17 protein-coding genes are annotated in these 18,932 nt (G+C 44.4%); 9 read left to right on the plus strand and 8 right to left on the minus strand.

The window, feature by feature from the left end:
* Positions 1-213: 213 nt before the first annotated feature.
* From ABHN01_RS07040 to dnaA, 8 genes are all read right to left on the minus strand, one after another.
* Positions 214-1,320: an HD-GYP domain-containing protein gene (locus ABHN01_RS07040; RefSeq protein ID WP_429874953.1), complete on the minus strand. Its 1,107-nt coding sequence runs from the start codon at positions 1,318-1,320 to the stop codon at positions 214-216.
* A gap of 74 nt (positions 1,321-1,394) precedes the next feature.
* The gene (gene gyrA / locus ABHN01_RS07045; RefSeq protein WP_290397596.1) at positions 1,395-3,920 is read right to left on the minus strand and encodes a DNA gyrase subunit A; all 2,526 of its coding nucleotides are present in this window, start codon (positions 3,918-3,920) and stop codon (positions 1,395-1,397) included.
* A gap of 123 nt (positions 3,921-4,043) precedes the next feature.
* Positions 4,044-5,966 (minus strand): DNA topoisomerase (ATP-hydrolyzing) subunit B, encoded by a 1,923-nt coding sequence (gene gyrB, locus ABHN01_RS07050; protein WP_429874954.1) that lies wholly within the window; start codon positions 5,964-5,966, stop codon positions 4,044-4,046.
* Positions 5,967-6,018: 52 nt separating this feature from the next.
* Complete coding sequence (gene remB / locus ABHN01_RS07055) at positions 6,019-6,288, minus strand: extracellular matrix regulator RemB (RefSeq protein ID WP_290397598.1); 270 nt, start codon at positions 6,286-6,288, stop codon at positions 6,019-6,021.
* Positions 6,289-6,296: 8 nt separating this feature from the next.
* Positions 6,297-7,418, minus strand: a complete 1,122-nt coding sequence (gene recF, locus ABHN01_RS07060; RefSeq protein ID WP_290397599.1) for a DNA replication/repair protein RecF — start codon at positions 7,416-7,418, stop codon at positions 6,297-6,299.
* A 14-nt stretch (positions 7,419-7,432) separates the two neighbouring features.
* A complete protein-coding gene (gene yaaA, locus ABHN01_RS07065) occupies positions 7,433-7,645 on the minus strand; it encodes a S4 domain-containing protein YaaA (protein WP_290397600.1) in 213 nt (70 codons plus the stop codon).
* Between the two features lie 108 nt (positions 7,646-7,753).
* The gene (gene dnaN / locus ABHN01_RS07070; RefSeq protein WP_429874955.1) at positions 7,754-8,896 is read right to left on the minus strand and encodes a DNA polymerase III subunit beta; all 1,143 of its coding nucleotides are present in this window, start codon (positions 8,894-8,896) and stop codon (positions 7,754-7,756) included.
* 204 nt (positions 8,897-9,100) lie between these two features.
* Positions 9,101-10,453, minus strand: coding sequence for a chromosomal replication initiator protein DnaA (gene dnaA, locus ABHN01_RS07075; protein ID WP_290397602.1), 1,353 nt, complete (start codon positions 10,451-10,453; stop codon positions 9,101-9,103).
* Positions 10,454-11,218: 765 nt separating this feature from the next.
* On the opposite strand from dnaA, the gene rpmH reads away from it, so the two are divergent.
* The 9 genes from rpmH (at position 11,219) to noc (ending at position 18,862) form a co-directional block, all read left to right on the plus strand.
* On the plus strand, positions 11,219-11,353 hold the full coding sequence (rpmH, locus tag ABHN01_RS07080; RefSeq protein WP_007201576.1) for a 50S ribosomal protein L34: 135 nt from the start codon (positions 11,219-11,221) through the stop codon (positions 11,351-11,353).
* A gap of 140 nt (positions 11,354-11,493) precedes the next feature.
* Positions 11,494-11,853 carry a ribonuclease P protein component gene (gene rnpA / locus ABHN01_RS07085; protein WP_290397603.1) on the plus strand — a complete coding sequence of 120 codons (360 nt, stop codon included), beginning with the start codon at positions 11,494-11,496 and terminating at the stop codon, positions 11,851-11,853.
* Positions 11,850-12,080 (plus strand): membrane protein insertion efficiency factor YidD, encoded by a 231-nt coding sequence (yidD, locus tag ABHN01_RS07090; protein WP_290397604.1) that lies wholly within the window; start codon positions 11,850-11,852, stop codon positions 12,078-12,080. The genes rnpA and yidD overlap by 4 nt, the downstream gene beginning before the upstream one ends.
* Before the next feature lie 28 nt (positions 12,081-12,108).
* The gene (gene spoIIIJ, locus ABHN01_RS07095; RefSeq protein WP_429874956.1) at positions 12,109-12,882 is read left to right on the plus strand and encodes a YidC family membrane integrase SpoIIIJ; all 774 of its coding nucleotides are present in this window, start codon (positions 12,109-12,111) and stop codon (positions 12,880-12,882) included.
* Positions 12,879-13,499, plus strand: coding sequence for an RNA-binding cell elongation regulator Jag/EloR (gene jag, locus ABHN01_RS07100; RefSeq protein ID WP_429874957.1), 621 nt, complete (start codon positions 12,879-12,881; stop codon positions 13,497-13,499). Before spoIIIJ ends, jag begins: the two co-directional genes overlap by 4 nt.
* 365 nt (positions 13,500-13,864) lie before the next feature.
* Positions 13,865-15,241 carry a tRNA uridine-5-carboxymethylaminomethyl(34) synthesis GTPase MnmE gene (mnmE, locus tag ABHN01_RS07105; protein ID WP_429874958.1) on the plus strand — a complete coding sequence of 459 codons (1,377 nt, stop codon included), beginning with the start codon at positions 13,865-13,867 and terminating at the stop codon, positions 15,239-15,241.
* A gap of 13 nt (positions 15,242-15,254) precedes the next feature.
* Positions 15,255-17,141, plus strand: a complete 1,887-nt coding sequence (gene mnmG, locus ABHN01_RS07110) for a tRNA uridine-5-carboxymethylaminomethyl(34) synthesis enzyme MnmG (RefSeq protein ID WP_429874959.1) — start codon at positions 15,255-15,257, stop codon at positions 17,139-17,141.
* A gap of 15 nt (positions 17,142-17,156) precedes the next feature.
* On the plus strand, positions 17,157-17,873 hold the full coding sequence (rsmG, locus tag ABHN01_RS07115) for a 16S rRNA (guanine(527)-N(7))-methyltransferase RsmG (RefSeq protein WP_429874960.1): 717 nt from the start codon (positions 17,157-17,159) through the stop codon (positions 17,871-17,873).
* A 134-nt stretch (positions 17,874-18,007) separates the two neighbouring features.
* The gene (gene noc, locus ABHN01_RS07120; RefSeq protein ID WP_290397610.1) at positions 18,008-18,862 is read left to right on the plus strand and encodes a nucleoid occlusion protein; all 855 of its coding nucleotides are present in this window, start codon (positions 18,008-18,010) and stop codon (positions 18,860-18,862) included.
* The last annotated feature ends 70 nt before the right edge of the window (positions 18,863-18,932 follow it).

Here is an 18,932-nt window from a genome sequence, read left to right on the forward strand (position 1 = left end):
CGTTTTGGCGACTTTATTAGAATACCATACTAGTATCTATTAAGTCAACCATTTTCCTGAAAAAGTTTTTTTAGGAGTTTGCCGATAAAACAGGCGAAACAAGAAGCTAAATAAATATACCATTATAATATGTGTTTTGCAAGTATTTTTTTGATAAAAAAGTGTAAACATAAAAAAAGACCTTCTGCCCTCGCAGAATGCCCTTGTATTCCTTTAATAATAAAGCGTTTCTTCAATATAAAGATCCTTACGTTCCATTAAGGAGATAATATCCTCCGATTGATGAAGCTGAACGATTGGTCTTGTAGGATATGAATCCTCCTTAAAAACGATTAATCCAATCTGGCCGTTCGACAGTCTTACTTTGCTGCCGGCTGAAAATATAGTGAGTCCATCAGTAATCACCCGAATAATACCAGGATCAAACTGGCCGAATTGGTCTTTCATCATTAATTCGATAACTTTGAATGGGCTTAGTTTTGTCCGATAAGATCTTTCCGAGGTCATGGCAATATAGACATCCGCCACGGCAAGGATGCGGCTGTAGGGATGAAGCTTGCTACCTGGGACCTTGAGCGGATAGCCGCTACCGTCCTCACGTTCATGATGCTGCAGGACCCCGAGAAGAACACCTTCTTTTATCGCAGGCAATTTTTTAAGCAAGTTATAACCATGAATGGAATGCTGCTTCATTTCTTTAAGCTCTTGAGGATTTAATGGACCTTTTTTCTTTAAGATCGCCGGAGATATTCTGGACATGCCGCAGTCGCACAGCGCACCGGCCATACCGATCTGGAGGCATTCTCCCCTTGGATATCCAAGTCTTCTGGCGATGAAAGCACTGAATACAGCCAAAGACACAGCATGATACGCCAGGTAATCGTCTCTGTTTGTTATTTGCTGCATGTTTGATATTTCTCCCGGGTGATCCATCCCTTTTTCCACAACGTGGACGATAGCTTTCCTTAAAGAAAGCGCATCGATTGGAGCGCCGGCTTCCCAGTTGGTAAACAGTACTTTATACTGCTTTACAGCTTCCTTATACAGCGTTAGAAAATGGCTGTGCATCTTTGATGGGTTATCTGGTGTTAACTGGCTTTTTTGAGAATTTGGATCGGCTGCCTGTTTTTTATCGGATGTGTCAGAGAGAATTTCGATCTCTTTGATTATGAATAAAGATAAAATGTCCAGGTGCTCAGCAGTCAGGACGGTGTTCTTTCTAATCATAGGATGATTGGTGCGGCCGAATAGATCGGCAGCCAGGACTTGGCCGGCTCGAGCCGCCGAAGAATGAATGATCATCATGGTTCCCCACTTCATTTAAACTGAAATCCCTTTCATTTTACATATAAAAAAGAGGAAAATATATGATTATTTTCCTCTTTTTATCAAACCTATTCTTCTGTGTCGTTTTCATTTGAAGATTCTTCAGGTGCCTCAGTGGCTTCCGGGGCATCTGTTTCATCTTCTGAACCTTCTTCCAGATCTTCTTCGATCTCTTTTTCTACAACGGCTACCGTGGCTACATGGTTGCCTTCATGCATAGAGATTAATTTCACACCTTGAGTATTTCTTCCCATGGATGATATTCCGGACACGTTCATACGGATCAAGATACCGTCCGCGGTAATAATCATGAGATCTTCCTCATCCGTTACCGTTTTAAGAGCGATGATCGCACCGTTCCGGTCGGTGATGTTACATGTCTTGATTCCTTTACCGCCGCGTGACTGCAGTCGGTATTCTTCCATTGGAGTACGTTTGCCGTACCCTTTTTTCGTAACAATCAGTACATCCTGTGTTTCATCAAGCACTTCCATACCGACGACATAATCATCTTCGCCGAGAGTTACCGCTTTTACCCCTGCAGCTGTACGGCCCATGGACCGTACATCGTCCTCTTTATAGCGAATCGCCATTCCCTGGCTCGTTCCGACGATAATATCCTTGCTGCCGTCTGTCAGTTTAACGCCCATCAGCTCATCATCTTCACGCAAGGTGATGGCAAACAGTCCGCCTTTTCGGATATTCGCAAACTGAGAAAGCGGAGAACGCTTAGTGATCCCATGTCTTGTCATAAAGTTGAGGTACCATGTATCCTCGAATTCTTCCACAGGAATGACAGCAGAAATCGTCTCTTCACGTTCAACTTGAAGCATATTGACGATTGGAATTCCTTTCGCCGTTCTGCTCATCTCAGGAATCTCATAACCTTTCAGACGGTATACCTTCCCTTTATTCGTAAAGAAGAGGATCGTGTTATGAGAGTTTGTCGTAAAGAGATGTTCCACGAAATCATCTTCACCTGTTCCCATCCCTTGTATCCCGCGGCCACCGCGCCGCTGTGAACGATAGGTAGAGATAGGAAGCCGCTTGATGTATCCTTTGTTCGTCAATGTAATGACGACGTTTGTTCTTGGAATGAGGTCTTCATCCTCGATCATGTCAAAGCCGACCGTAATGTTCGTACGGCGTTCATCGCTGAAGCGATCTTTAATCTCGATGAGCTCTTCACGAATGATTTCGAGAATCTTTTCCTCATCTGCCAAGATGGCTTTCAGCTCGGCGATAAGAGCGACGAGTTCTTTATACTCATTTTCAATCTTGTCCCGCTCCAGGCCGGTCAAACGCTGCAGTCTCATTTCCAGGATCGCTTGAGCCTGCTCGTAGCTTAGAGAGAATTTCTCCATCAAGCCGTCTCTCGCAATTTCTGTTGTTCTTGAAGAACGGATAAGGGCGATGACTTCATCAAGATGATCCAGCGCAATTCTTAATCCTTCGAGGATGTGAGCACGGGCTTCTGCCTTGCGAAGATCGAACTCGGTTCTTCTGCGGATGATGACCTGCTGATGTTTCAAGTAATAATGCAGACATTCTTTAAGGTTCAACACTTTCGGCTGGCCGTCCACCAATGCCAGCATATTTATACCAAAGCTGGTTTGCAGTGCGGTCTGTTTATATAAGTTATTTAAAAGAACATTGGCATTCGCATCACGGCGCACTTCGATTACAATACGCATTCCGTTGCGGTCTGACTCGTCGCGCAGATCGGTGATGCCGTCGATCTTTTTATCTCTGACTAATTCCGCGATCTTTTCAATCAGGCGGGCTTTATTGACCTGATATGGGATCTCATTAACAATGATGGTGCTTTTTCCGTTTGGTTGTTCTTCAATTTCTGCTTTAGCACGGATAATAATGGAGCCTCTGCCTGTCTGATAAGCTTTTCGAATCCCTTCACGCCCTAAAATTTCACCAGCAGTCGGGAAATCCGGACCTGGAATGAATTCCATAAGCTCAGGAATAGTGATGTCAGGATTGCGGCTGAGTTCAAGAATACCATCGATGACTTCACCGAGATGATGAGGAGGGATATTGGTTGCCATCCCTACAGCAATCCCGGAAGTACCGTTTACCAGCAGGTTCGGGAAACGGGAAGGCATAACGACGGGTTCACGCTCGGAGCCGTCGTAGTTATCCTTATAATCGATTGTATCTTTGTTGATATCACGAACGAGTTCCATCGCGATTTTTGACATTCTGGCTTCGGTATAACGCATAGCCGCAGCGGCATCCCCATCCACGGATCCAAAGTTTCCGTGGCCGTCGATCAGCATGTGCCGATAGTTGAAATCCTGCGCCATTCGAACCATTGTTTCATAAACGGCAGAGTCACCGTGCGGATGATACTTACCGATAACCTCTCCTACGATACGTGCTGACTTTTTGTACGCTTTATCAGCGGTCATGCCCAGATCGTTCATCGCATAAAGAATCCGTCTATGAACAGGCTTCAGCCCGTCACGGACATCGGGAAGAGCACGGCTCACAATAACGCTCATGGCATAATCCATAAATGATGTACGCATTTCCGAGCTGATATTTATTTCCTTCACCCGGGATTGATCTGCTTCAGACATTAGTTCTAACCTCCATTTACTGCATGATCCATAAGAAATTCTTTTAAGGGGCACTCATTTCTTTAAAAATAACATCTATAAAAACGGTAAGAGAAACAGGGGTGCGCCCTGTTTCCACTGTTGTTAAATATCCAAGTTTTTGACGTAATGGGCGTTTTCCTGAATGAAATCGCGGCGCGGTTCTACCTTATCCCCCATTAAAATTTCGAAGGTTTCATCCGCTTCCATCGCATCTTTCAGTTCTACCTGCAGCAGCGTGCGGGTATCCGGATCCATGGTCGTCTCCCAAAGCTGGGCAGGGTTCATTTCTCCGAGACCTTTATAGCGCTGAACGCCCGGTTTCGGGGTCTGCGGGATCTCACTCATTATTCTTTCCATTTCTTTATCGTTATAAGCGTACTCAATCCGTTTGCCCTGCTGGATCTTATAGAGCGGAGGCTGAGCGATATAAATATAGCCATTCTCAATGATCGGCCTCATGTAACGGTAGAAGAACGTTAATAGCAAGGTGCGGATATGAGCGCCGTCGACATCGGCATCCGTCATGATGATAATTTTATGGTATCTTGCTTTTGAAATATCAAAATCTTCGCCAATTCCTGTGCCCAGTGCCGTAATGATGGCTCTGATCTCGTTGTTCGACAGGATTTTATCAAGGCGAGCTTTTTCAACGTTGATGATCTTACCGCGCAATGGCAGAATCGCCTGGAAATGGCGGTCACGTCCCTGTTTGGCTGATCCGCCTGCTGAGTCACCCTCAACGATGTAAAGCTCGGATACGCTGGCGTCTTTTGAAGAACAGTCGGCCAATTTACCAGGAAGAGAGGAAACATCAAGTGCGCTTTTCCTTCGTGTCAATTCGCGGGCTTTTTTGGCAGCGACACGTGCGCGAAGCGCCATCATCCCTTTTTCCACTACACGCTTGGCGACGTTCGGATTCTCCAGCATAAAGGTGGAGAACTGCTCAGAGAATAGAGATTCAGTAATCGTCCTCGCCTCGGAGTTTCCAAGCTTCGTTTTCGTCTGCCCTTCGAACTGGGGATCTGGATGCTTGATGGAGATGATGGCGGTCAAGCCTTCACGGACATCATCACCGGACAAGTTCGTGTCACTGTCTTTAAACATGTTGTTTCGGCGCCCATAATCGTTGATTACGCGGGTTAATGCGGTTTTAAAACCGGATTCGTGCGTTCCGCCTTCATGCGTATTAATGTTGTTGGCAAAAGAATAGATGTTGCTCGTATAGCTGTCGTTATACTGCAGTGCGATTTCTAGTGAGATGCCTTCTTTCTCTCCCTCGATGAAGATCGGCTCATGAAGGGGTTCGCGTGAACGATTAATATGTTCAACATAGGATTTAATCCCGCCTTCATAATGGTATTCCTGTTCGACCGGTTCTTCCTCGCGTTTATCCCTTGCGATGATTTTAATCCCGCGGTTTAGGTAGGCAAGCTCCCGGATTCTTTGAGAAAGGGTCGCGAAATCATAAACTGTCGTTTCCGTAAATATTTCTTTGTCCGGAACGAAATGAATGATCGTTCCGCGTTTGTCGGTTTCTCCAATGACAGCCAGGTCGGCTGCCGGCACACCGCGGTGATACTGCTGATAATGAATTTTTCCGTCTCGGTGGACGGTAACATCCATCTCACTGGAAAGGGCGTTAACAACGGACGCACCAACCCCGTGAAGCCCGCCGGATACTTTATATCCGCCGCCGCCGAATTTACCGCCGGCATGGAGCACCGTCATGATGACCTCTACAGCAGGACGACCCATTTTTTCTTGGATTCCGACTGGAATACCGCGTCCATTATCGGTGACGGTAATGCTGTTATCTTTTTCCACTGTGACTGTAATCTCATCACAGTAGCCAGCCAATGCTTCATCGATCGCGTTATCGACGATTTCCCACACCAGGTGGTGCAGCCCTTTTACGTTCGTGGAACCGATGTACATTCCGGGACGTTTACGGACAGCCTCAAGGCCTTCTAATACTTGAATATCGCTTTCATCATAATGCTGTTCTAATTTTTGATCAGTAGTCATTTTTTCTTCACCTACATTTCGGTTTCGGGAACAATTTCAAAAATAAAGCCTGTTACTTTAAATACCAGCTATGGGCAAAATCAATACGTTCTCCTGCCCGTTTTTTCAGTGTAACCGAGGATAAAGGGGAGAGATAAACATGTTCCTTTGTGATGATGACGGATTTTGGGTTTGTGTCGCATAGATTGACCATGCTTTTCTTTTCTTTGTGATGCCTTAAAAAGGCGTTCATTAATTCCGAGCTTTCAAGTGCATGGTAATCCAGAATCGCTACAATCTCGCTTTGCTGGATCACCGCTTCTTCGCCAATATGAAGTAACATGTTTCACCTCACCTTATCCGTTCAATCGCACCTTGTTCGACATGGTACGTTGCCGCCTTTTCCAGCGTTTCATGATGAATACCTTCCACACTCGTAGTTGTTACAAACGTCTGTACTTTGCCTTGAATCGTGTTCAGCAGATGAGACTGCCGGTAATCATCGAGCTCTGATAAAACGTCATCCAGCAGGAGCAGCGGATATTCGCCGACTTCTGAATGAATAAGATCGATCTCTGCAAGTTTAATCGAAAGCGCAGTCGTCCTCTGCTGGCCCTGTGAACCGAACGTCTGTACATCTTTTCCGTTCACATGGAAAAGCAGGTCGTCACGGTGCGGCCCGAAAAGAGAGGTCCCTCGCTCTATTTCTCTATCTTTTATTTTAACAAACTTTTGTTCATAAGCTTCTATCATTTTCGACAAATCTTGCTCTTCACATACGTCAATGGTCGGTTTATATAAAACTTCCAGCTTTTCAAGCCCGCGGCTGATCCCGTGATGGATCGGATCCGCCCAGCTTTGCAGCAGTTTCATATAGCTCATGCGTTTTTCCGTTACCCTTGCAGCCGACTGAATCATTTGTTCAGTCAGAATGTCCAGCATGACTCCGTTTTCCTTTGAACGGCTTCGCTGCATATCCCGAAGCAGCGAGTTGCGCTGAGCGAGGACTTTTTGATACTGGGTCAGATAATGGAGGTAAACAGGGTTGACCTGCCCAATCTCCATATCAATAAAACGACGTCGCACCTGGGGACTCCCTTTTACAAGATTCAGATCCTCAGGTGCAAACATGACGACATTTAATGCCCCTATATAATCGGTCAGCCTCCGCTGTTCAAGTCCATTGACTTTTGCCTTTTTTCCTTTTTGCGAAATGACCAGGCTTAAACTGAATGGTCCGGTCCTTTTTTGAACCCGTCCTTCTATTTTAGCATATTCTTCGTCCCAATAGATTAATTCTTTATCACGGGGAGTTCTGTGGGATTTTGCCATTGCCAGCACGTAGATGGCCTCCATCACATTCGTTTTCCCCTGTGCGTTTTCACCAAGAAACACGTTTACCTTATTTTCAAAGTTAATCTCCTGGGACGAATAATTTCGGTAGTTCCTAACGTTTAATTGTTCAATATACAACGGGATACCCCCATCTATCTCGCTACAGTGAATTCTCCTAAGTCGGGAACCGTGACCGCATCGCCTTCATAAAGCTTTCTTCCCCGTCGGTTTTCAGGTTCTCCATTCACCAGCACTTCATTCTCTGCTAAATACCATTTTACCATTCCGCCGCTGGAGATGGCATCTACGTGTTTTAAAAGCTGCTGCAAAGTTATATATTCGGTTGTTATTTTTACAGTCTCCATCTTAACACCCCTTTTATCACTAGTATTTTCAATTTCAACCTCTTTATGAAAAGGCATAAAAGCTGCCGGATCAAAACCAGCAGCTTTTTTTATTCGTTATTTTAGTTCTTAATACGTTCTGACAGGAAGGATGAGCTGTTTAACCGTTTCGTTTTCTACCGGTGTGATCAGGAACGGCCGCATCGCCCCGGTAAACAATACTTTAATCTCTGTACAGTCCATCGCTTTAAGGGCGTCGATCATATATTTCGCGTTGAACGAAATTTTAAGCTCTTCTCCCTCCATAGATTCGGTGATGACGTTCTCATAAACCTTACCGATTTCCGGCGAGTTGGAAGAGATCTCGACCGTCTGGTTATCCAGGGTGGCGAGCTTGACTACATTGTTTCTTCCTTCTCTCGCCAAAAGAGAAGCACGGTCGATCGCTTGAAGAAACTCTTTTGTGGATAATCCCAATGTAGTTTTGCTCTCACTAGGAAGAAGCTTGCTTGTATCCGGATAATTGCCGTCAAGCAGACGGGAGAAGAACAGTGTATTCTTCGTTTTAAATAGGACTTGATTATCTGTCACAACGATTTGAACGAGCTCACTGGATTCTTCGACGATCTTAGAAAGTTCATTGAGGCTTTTCCCTGGGATGACTACATTCCGGAACGATAACTCTTCCGTGTTGCTCTCGATTTTTGCTGTGCGTTGTGCAAGGCGGTGGCTGTCTGTTGCCACGCAGGTCAGAACACCATCCTCCAGTTTGATGTTCACCCCGGTTAATATAGGACGTGTTTCTGACGTGGACACCGCAAAGACAGTTTGACGGATAATTTGGCGAAGCAGATCTCCTTGAATACTGAATACATTTTGTTCTTCGATCTGAGGTAGGCGCGGATATTCTTCAGGATCCAGGCCGACCAGGCTGAACTCGGATGCTCCTGAACGAAGTTTTGTTTCGAAACGTTCTCCCACTTCAATCTCGACCGTATCGTTCGGCAGTTTTTTAACGATTTCAGAGAAGTATCTCGCTTGCAGCACGATACTTCCAGGTGTTTGTACTTCCAGATTCACTTCACCGTTCTCTTCCATAGGAATCAGTCGTTCAATGGAAATATCGGAATCACTGCCGGTTAATGTCATTCCTTCACTATGTACGACCATTTTAATCCCTGTCAAAATTGGAATCGTAGTTCGTGAAGAAACGGCTTTCATTACGTCTTGAACACCTTCAATAAGCTGGCTTCGGTTAATTTGAAATCTCATGATCATCCCCCTGAACATTTAATTTTTTGGAATTGAGTTATATTATTTATTTTTTTAAATAAAAAATCGTCGTAGTAATAGTAGGGCCTGTGAAATTGTGGATAACTGCGAAAAGTTAAAGGAATAACAGCCTATCCACATGTGGACAGACTGTGTATAAGCAAGTACCGGTTATTCACAGGATTCACAGCGCGAGAAGCTGTACTACGATTTTAACTGATCGTGAATTTCCTTGATATTCTTTTGCAGCTGCTGGTCAGAAACCATTAAGTTCGAAATTTTCTCATGGGCATGCAGGACCGTCGTATGGTCTCTTCCACCAAATTCTTCGCCGATCTTGGGCAGCGAATTGTCAGTAAGCTCCCTGGCTAGATACATGGCGATCTGACGAGGAAAGGCAACAGATTTCGTCCGCTTTTTGGCTGTGAAATCTTCGAGTTTTACATTGTAATGCCTGCCTACAATCTCTTGGATGTGATGGATGGTGATCATCCGCGGTTTAGAGGAAGGAATGATGTCCTTCAATGCTTCTGCCGCCAGGTCGGCATTCATATCCTGATTTATGAGAGAAGAATAGGCGACCACGCGGATCAAAGCACCTTCCAGCTCACGAATGTTGGTGTCAATCTGGTTGGCGATATAAAGCATGACCTCGTTTGGAATGTCCAATCCTTCAGCCTTCGCTTTTTTACGCAGAATCGCAATCCTCGTTTCAAGATCCGGCGGGGTAATATCGGTAATCAGCCCCCATTCGAAACGGGAACGAAGCCTATCCTCTAATGTCGGAATCTCTTTTGGAGGACGGTCACTGGAAATCACAATTTGCTTGCTTTCCTCATGAAGAGCATTGAACGTATGGAAAAATTCTTCCTGCGTCTGTTCTTTTCCCGCCAAAAATTGAATATCATCAATCAATAGAACGTCAACACTCCTGAATTTATTTCTAAATTCGACAGTTTTATTGTCACGGATCGAGTTAATGAATTCATTTGTAAACTTTTCGGATGATAAATAAGCCACTTTGGCATTTGGTTTATGGTCGATCACATAATGTCCGATCGCATGCATCAAGTGGGTTTTTCCCAAACCGACGCCTCCATAGATGAATAGTGGATTATAGGCTTTGGCAGGCGCTTCGGCTACTGCAAGAGAAGCGGCATGAGCAAATCTGTTCCCAGATCCGATAACGAATCGGTCAAATGTATACTTTGGGTTCAGCATGCTTTGTGCTACTTCTTCGTGCTGGTCCACGTTTACTTTTTGTGTTTTCTTTAACACTTTTTCAAAGTCAACTTCTTCTTCCATCTGATTTTGAGGAATAATGAATTTGACATCCAGGGCAGCACCGGTTACGTCCTGAAGAGTTTCCGAGATCAGGGTGGAATAACGGGATTCCAGCCAGTCACGGGCAAACTCGTTCGGCGCAGTAATGACAAGCGTATCATTTTGCAGTGCATGTGCCGCTGTGGATTTCAACCATGTCTCAAAGCTGGGCTTGCTGACCTTCTTTTCCATGGCAGCTAGTGCTTTGTTCCATAGGTCATTAATATTCTCCACCAACTGTCCCTCCTAAGTAAATTTATATAAACGAAGCTCCTTCTTCCTTGCTTACTTCCTGCTTGCATCTTAAAGACAGCGCGAAAGAAAACCTCAAGATAATCGAAAGCAATTTTCATGAATCAAATCGGAATGGATGTTCGAATCATAAAATGGCCGTCGAGGATAAGGTTCATCTTGAGGCTTATAGGTGTACTTTTTACAAATCGCTCGATGCTGTTTAAGGCTTGTACAGCGATATGTATATAATCGAATAAATATACTATTCACAGCAAAAGCACACAATCTATTAATATAGTAGAAAATCAGTATAAGGTAAGTCATGCAGAGGATGTGGACCACCTTATAAACATCAATTTTAAACTGTCCACAACTTTATCCACACACTGTGGATAAAAACATTGTCACATGAAGTTATCAACGAGTTAAAACACAACAATCATAACAAATAAAGCCCATGATTGCAATGTGTTTTTCGTACTTATCCACAACCCCTACAACTTGTGTATCAACGTTGTCCACAGCACTAGATTTTGTGTAAAACTTGTCGATAAAGGGTGTGGATAATGAAAATCGTGTCGAAAAAAGTATCCACAAGGGGGAAGAAAACGAAAATTGCGGTTCGGATCAGAGGAAGTGTTTCATTTTGCCGTTCTGGTGTTTTTTTAAATAAATTTGATGAAGACTTGACAAATCAAGGTAAGCATCCTTATACTTACTTAGACTGTCTTTTTTAGAGATATCCTCAGGGAGGTGTAATATATTATGAAACCAACGTTCCAACCAAATAACCGTAAACGTAAGAAAGTACATGGTTTTCGTGCGCGTATGGCAACTAAGAACGGCCGTAAAGTTCTTGCTCGCCGCCGCCAAAAAGGAAGAAAAGTATTATCTGCATAGGCCACTGACATCAGTGGTCTTTTTTCTGATATAGGAATAGCAGAAATCGGTTTAGATTAGAATAAGTAACTCATACTGTTATAGTTAAACGTTTTTAAAAAATAAATTAGTCGTATCAGATCCAGGTGGAGTGTTGCCGGATGGAAAAGAAAAAGCGCATTAAGAAAAACGAAGAATTTCAAGAAGTATTTAAAAGAGGAAAATCGTCTGCCAATCGCCAATTTGTTATATATGCGCTGGAAAAAAGCGATCAGTCCCATTTGCGGCTTGGATTATCTGTCAGCAAGCGGGTCGGTAATGCGGTGACCCGGAACAGGATAAAACGTGTGGTCAAGGAGATCTTCATGAAACATGAAGGAGAGATCCTATCCGGAAGGGATTACATCATTATTGCCAGAAATCCAACAGCAGACATGGATTTTTCTGAGATGGAAAAAAGCCTTCTGCACGTATTGCAGCGAGCCGGTTCGATCAGACAGTCTAAGGGAAGGCGTAAATGAAACGGCTCTTCGTTTTGATCATCCGTTTTTACCAGCGATTTATTTCCCCAATGACGCCGCCTGCTTGCCGGTTTTACCCCACATGTTCGACTTATGGAATTGAAGCAATTCAGCGATTTGGTGCAATTAAAGGAACCTGGCTGACTTTTAAACGTATATTAAAATGCCATCCTTTCCATCCAGGCGGAATTGACCCTGTGCCTGAAAGAAAGAATCGCCGAAAATAAAGAAACAACGCTTTAAGGAGGATGAGGAGTGCGAAAGAAATTAGGAATTACGTTTGCCCTGGTCAGTTTAATGGTATTGTTAGCTGGCTGTAGCTCGACAAATACGCCAATTACCTCAAAAAGTACGGGATTTTGGGACGAGTACTTTGTTTATCCGCTGTCATGGGTGATCACAACCTTCGCTGAGATGATGGGTAACAATTATGGACTGTCCATTGTCGTTGTAACGATTCTTATTCGATTGGCTTTACTGCCGTTAATGATTCAGCAGACAAGAAGTTCAAAAGCGATGCAAGCGATCCAGCCGGAGCTTCAAAAATTGCGCGAGAAGTATAGCTCCAAGGATGCAAACACACAGCAAAAACTTCAGCAGGAAACCATGCAGCTGTTCCAATCCCAGGGAGTGAATCCGCTGGCAGGCTGTCTTCCATTGCTGATCCAGATGCCGATCCTGCTTGGTTTCTACCATGCGATCATGCGTACTCAGGAAATTAAGAATCACAGCTTCCTATGGTTCGATCTGGGAGTGCACGATCCTTATTACATTTTGCCTGTTGTAGCGGGAATTACAACGTTCCTTCAGCAAAAGATTATGATGGGCGGCACAGATAACCCGAACCCGCAAATGAAAATGCTTCTTTATATCATGCCGGTCATGATTGTTGTATTTGCGATCAATTTCCCTGCAGCGTTATCTCTGTATTGGGTAATTGGTAACTTATTTATGATTGTACAGACTTATTTTATTACAGCCCCGAACAAGAATAAGAAAAAAGAAATTGATAGGGGAGCTAAAAAGTGAAACAGATTAAGGTAACGGGAAAAACAGTAGAAGAAGCAGTTTCAACAGCATTGGCCGAGCTTCAGGCTTCTAAAGAACAGGTTGAGGTAAAAGTTCTTGAAGAATCTAAAAAAGGATTTTTAGGTTTTGGCGGAAAACCGGCTTTAGTAGAAGTTTCTCTTAAACCAGATCCGGTAAAGCTGGCTGTTGCTTTTTTACAGGAAGTCACCGAGAAAATGGGTGTGCCTGTTACCATTTCACTGAAAGAAACGCGGGAAGAAATCATCCTGGAATTATCGGGCGAAAAGATTGCCATTTTGATCGGAAAAAGGGGACAGACCCTCAACTCTCTTCAATATTTGACTAATCTAGTAGCCAACAACCATTCGAGCCGCTATCTTCGTATCATTATTGATGCCGAAAATTACAGAGAACGCCGCCGGGAATCTCTCGAACGCCTGGCTCTCCATATGGCCCAGAAAGTGGCGGCGACAGGGAAAGGCGTAGCACTCGAACCAATGCCTTCCAACGAAAGAAAGGCCATACATATGGCACTTCGAAATAATAAAAAAATAGAAACCACTTCTGAAGGGGCAGAGCCATTCCGCAAGGTCATCATCCGCCCCGCCAAGAAGTAAATGAATGCTCCGGGCTGCTGCCCGGGGTTTTTTAGTTGGAAAAGCTGAAATGACCGTTTAGAGCCGACAAGCGTTGGAGGCTTTAAGCATAAAACGTACTTGTTTTCTGCTCGAAGGCGAAACAGCCTCGAGGCTCTGGTAGCTGGATCCCGGGTTAAATAGGAAAAACACCACGCAAATTTAACAATGACCCCCGGCTTTTTTCATTGCCTTTTATATCCCAGCTGGGTTAAACTAAAAGGTATTGTGGATAATTATGCCTGTTATTTCAGAAGAGTTATCCACTGTGGATATGTTAGAAACGCAAATAAAGGAAATAATACTATAGATACAATATGTTTTGGTTTCAAAGAGAGGTGAGAAGGATGGAATACGATACAATCACGGCGATTTCCACACCAATGGGTGAAGGAGCGATCGCTATTGTGCGATTGAGCGGCAGTGAGGCAATTCAGATTGCCGATTCCATTTATATAGGGAAAAAGAGTCTCAAGGAAGTGGAGTCACATACGATTCATTACGGCAAGCTGATCGAACCAAAGACGGGAGAAGCTGTCGAGGAAGTGATGGTGTCAATCATGAAAGGTCCCCGGACGTTTACGAGGGAAGATGTGGTTGAAATTAACTGCCACGGGGGGATCGTCTCCGTAAACCGTGTACTTCAGCTCGTGCTTAACAATGGAGCGAGATTGGCTGAACCCGGCGAATTTACAAAGCGCGCTTTTTTAAACGGCAGGATCGACCTGTCACAGGCAGAAGCGGTAATGGATTTAATCCGTGCAAAAACAGATCGGGCGATGAACGTGGCGCTTAATCAAATGGAAGGGCGCTTGTCCAAGCTGGTCGGCAAGCTCAGACAGACGCTGCTTGAGACCATTGCACATGTGGAAGTGAACATTGACTATCCCGAATATGATGCAGAGGAAATGACTCATTCCCTTCTGAACGAAAAATTGACGTATGTCAAACGGGAAGTAGATAAGATACTGACTACGGCGCAGCAAGGGAAAATTTTGCGTGAAGGCCTTTCTACCGCGATTATCGGGCGGCCCAATGTTGGAAAATCGTCACTGATGAATGCGCTCGTTCATGAAAACAAAGCGATCGTGACTGATGTTGCAGGAACGACCCGTGATGTCATAGAGGAATACGTGAATGTAAGAGGAGTTCCCCTTCGACTCGTTGATACCGCAGGAATTCGTGAAACAGAAGATATCGTCGAACGAATCGGCGTTGAAAAATCACGCAAAGTCCTTAAGGAATCAGATCTTATTTTACTTGTTGTCAATAATAACGAACCTTTGTCTCAGGAAGATGAGAATCTGTTTGAAGCCGTTAAAGGGCTAGATGTGATTGTGATCGTCAACAAAACAGACCTTGAACAAGAAATAGATATGAACCGCGTGAAAGAATTGGCAGGACGGCACCCTGTGATCACCACGTCTCTTCTTCACGAAGAAGGGATTGATTTGCTTGAAGAAGGCATCGCTCAATTGTTCTTCCAAGGGGGCATAGAGTCACAGGATATAACATACGTGTCCAATTCAAGGCACATCGCCCTGCTGCAGCAAACCATACACCATATAAATGAAGCGTTAAACGGAATTGAACTTAACCTGCCGGTCGATATGGTTCAGATTGATATTACACGGGCTTGGGAGATCCTCGGTGAGATCATCGGAGATACGGTCTCCGAAAGTTTAATTGACCAATTGTTCTCCCAGTTCTGTTTAGGGAAATAAAGGAGGAAGAAAAATGGGATATGATGCAGGCCGATTCGATGTCATTGTTGTCGGAGCAGGCCACGCAGGAGTGGAAGCCGCACTTGCTTCAGCAAGGATGGGGGCAGAAACTCTTTGTTTAACCCTTAACTTAGACACCATTGCCTATATGCCATGCAATCCTTCAGTCGGCGGACCTGCCAAAGGGATCGTCGTCCGTGAGCTCGATGCTCTTGGCGGAGAAATGGCCAGAAATATTGATAAAACACACATTCAAATGAGGATGCTGAATACAGGCAAAGGCCCGGCTGTCCGTGCTTTGCGCGCGCAGGCCGACAAATTCATGTATCAGAATGAAATGAAAAAAACGATGGAAAACACGGAGAATCTTACTTTAAGGCAAGGTATGGTGGAACGCCTTTTGATCGAGGACGGCGTTTGCAAGGGAGTCGTTACGAAAACCGGAGCAGAATATCATGCTTCTGCTGTTGTTCTGACTACTGGAACCTACTTAAGAGGAAAGATTATTATCGGTGAGTTGTCCTATGAGAGCGGACCGAATAACATGCAGCCATCGGTTAATCTGTCTTACCATCTTCAAGAGCTCGGTTTTCAAATGGTGAGATTCAAAACGGGGACTCCTCCGCGTGTGAACAGCAATACCATCGATTATTCCGTGACGGAAATTCAACCTGGTGATGAAGTACCCCGTGCTTTTTCTTATGAGACAACGAAGTATATTACAGACCAGCTTCCGTGCTGGCTGACCTATACAAGTCCAGAGACACATGAGCTCATCAATGGCAACCTTCATCGGTCTCCGATGTATTCAGGGATGATTGAAGGTACCGGACCACGCTATTGTCCGTCTATTGAAGATAAGATCGTGCGCTTTAATGACAAGCCACGCCATCAGATCTTTTTAGAGCCTGAGGGAAGAAATACGGAAGAAGTGTATGTACAGGGGCTTTCTACAAGCTTGCCTGAGGATGTTCAGCGCAAAATTCTTTCCACCATTCCAGGATTGGAAAAAGCCGAATTAATGCGTGCAGGCTATGCGATTGAATATGATGCCATCGTACCGACTCAGCTGTGGCCAACACTGGAAACAAAGAACGTCGAAGGGCTTTTCACTGCCGGTCAGCTAAACGGAACGAGCGGCTATGAAGAAGCTGCCGGGCAAGGTGTTATGGCTGGGATCAATGCTGCTCTAAAAGTGCAAAACAAAGAACCGCTTGTTCTTGATCGATCCGAAGCTTACATCGGTGTACTCATTGATGACCTGATCACTAAAGGGACGAACGAGCCTTACCGTCTCCTTACCTCACGTGCTGAATACCGTTTGCTTCTCCGTCATGATAATGCAGATTTAAGATTGACGGAAAAAGGATATGAGATTGGATTAATTCCTCAAGAGCGTTATGACCGTTTTGTAGAAAAGAAAGAAAAGATCAAACAGGAAATTGAGCGTTTGGAGCATGTCACAGTCAAACCGTCTCCTGAAGTTCAGGATATTCTTGAAGGGGCAAAAAGTTCCCCTCTTAAAGAACCGATGACTGCAGCGACTCTCCTTAAAAGACCGGAGATTACGTATGATGTCATTGCTCAAATCCATCCATCTGAAACTCCTGTAGATGAAGTGATCGCGGAGCAGGTAGAAATCCAGGTAAAATATGCTGGCTATATCGATAAACAGCTTGCACAGGTTGACCGAATGAGAAAGATGGAGAATAAAAAGCTGCCGGCTGACCTTGATTACGGAGCAATCAACGGATTGGCAACCGAAGCCAAACAAAAGCTGCTGGAAGTCCGTCCCCTCTCTGTAGGACAGGCATCAAGGGTGTCAGGAGTAAACCCTGCGGATATTTCGATCTTGCTTGTTTACCTGGAGCAAGGAAAACTAGCTAAGCTTGCACGTTAAGTTTTGGAGGAAGAAATGAATATTACAACCTTTCAAGAGAAGCTGGCAGAGAAGGGAATCAACCTTTCCCCCCGCCAGCTCCAGCAGTTTGAAGATTATTTTCGTATCCTGGTCGAATGGAATGAAAAAATGAACTTAACGGCCATTACGGATAAGGAAGAAGTATACTTAAAGCACTTTTATGATTCGTTATCAGCCGCTTTCTATTTCGATTTTAATCAGGAAATCTCTGTATGTGATGTCGGTGCCGGAGCTGGTTTCCCGGGTATTCCGCTAAAAATCTGTTTCCCTCAGATCAAGCTTTCTATCTGCGATTCATTGCAAAAGAGAATCACATTCTTAGAGCATCTTTCAACAAAATTGGAGTTAACGGACGTTTCACTCTATCATGACCGTGCAGAGACGTTCGGACACCGTCCTGAGACAAGAGAGGTCTATGATCTTGTTATGGCCCGTGCGGTAGCCAGGATGTCGGTCCTCAGTGAGTTATGCCTTCCTCTTGTTAAAAAGGGCGGCCATTTCTTAGCCATGAAAGGCTCACAGCTGCCGGATGAAATGAAGGACAGCAAAAAAGCTGTTCAAATGCTCGGAGGAAGCGTAAAGGATGTTTATTCCTTTAAGCTCCCTGAAGAGAACAGTGACCGATACATCGTGCTTGTTGATAAACAAAAGAACACTCCCAAAAAATATCCGAGGAAGCCTGGGACGCCAAATAAGAATCCTCTTTCCTGAACATGAGCCAAATGTTTCACGTGAAACATCTGGCCTACATATGCCGGCGAGGCAAAGAAATTTCAAAATCTGGCAGGAATACTGATGGACAGAGCGAAAATCTAAGATAGATAACAAAAGGTGGTGTCATTCATATGAAACATCCTTTTTCACGCTTATTCGGCATCGGTGAAAAAAATCAGACAGCTGAAGCTGAAGAGAAAAACGAAAATGAAGAAATACTGCAACTCCAGGTAAAAGATATCCATCCGAATCAATTTCAGCCTCGTACCGTTTTCATAGATGAAAGAATTGAAGAGTTATCACAAACTATTGAGACCCATGGAATCATCCAGCCGATTGTTGTCCGGCCATCGGGGGAACGATCCTATGAAATCATCGCCGGAGAGCGGCGGTGGAGAGCAGTACAAAAACTGGGCTGGGAGACCATTCCGGCTATTATAAAGGAATTTGATGACTCGCAGACAGCCTCGGTCGCACTGATCGAGAATCTACAGAGAGAAGAGCTTACCGCTATTGAGGAAGCTATGGCCTATGCGAAGCTTCTTGAGATCCATGGCCTTACCCAGGAGAGCCTTGCTCAAAAACTTGGAAAAGGGCAATCTACGGTCGCCAACAAGCTCCGTCTGCTTAAACTTCCCCAGCCAATCCAGGATGCATTATTGCTGAAGCAGATCACAGAGAGACATGCACGAGCTCTCATCATTCTAAAATCTCCAGATAAACAGGAAGCAATTCTTCAGGAAATCATAGAAAAGCATCTGAACGTCAAACAAACAGAAGAACGTGTTAAACGGATGATTGAAGGAGAGATGGCCGAGAAGAAACCTGCTGCAAAGAGGAAATCATTCAGTAAGGATACTCGGCTTGCCATTAATACCGTCCGTCAATCGGTAGATATGGTTCTAAAGAGCGGACTCACGATCAACACAGAAGAAGAGGATCATGAGGAATTTTATCAGTTCACGATTCGGATTCCGAAAAAATAGCATAAAAAGCCCTTTTCCATCATGTGAAAAGGGCTTTTTATTATGTTCTCTATGAAAAATCTTTTCTGTC

Source organism: Fictibacillus sp. NRS-1165, from assembly GCF_050468105.1.
GTDB classification, from domain to species: domain Bacteria; phylum Bacillota; class Bacilli; order Bacillales; family Fictibacillaceae; genus Fictibacillus_C; species Fictibacillus_C terrinigri.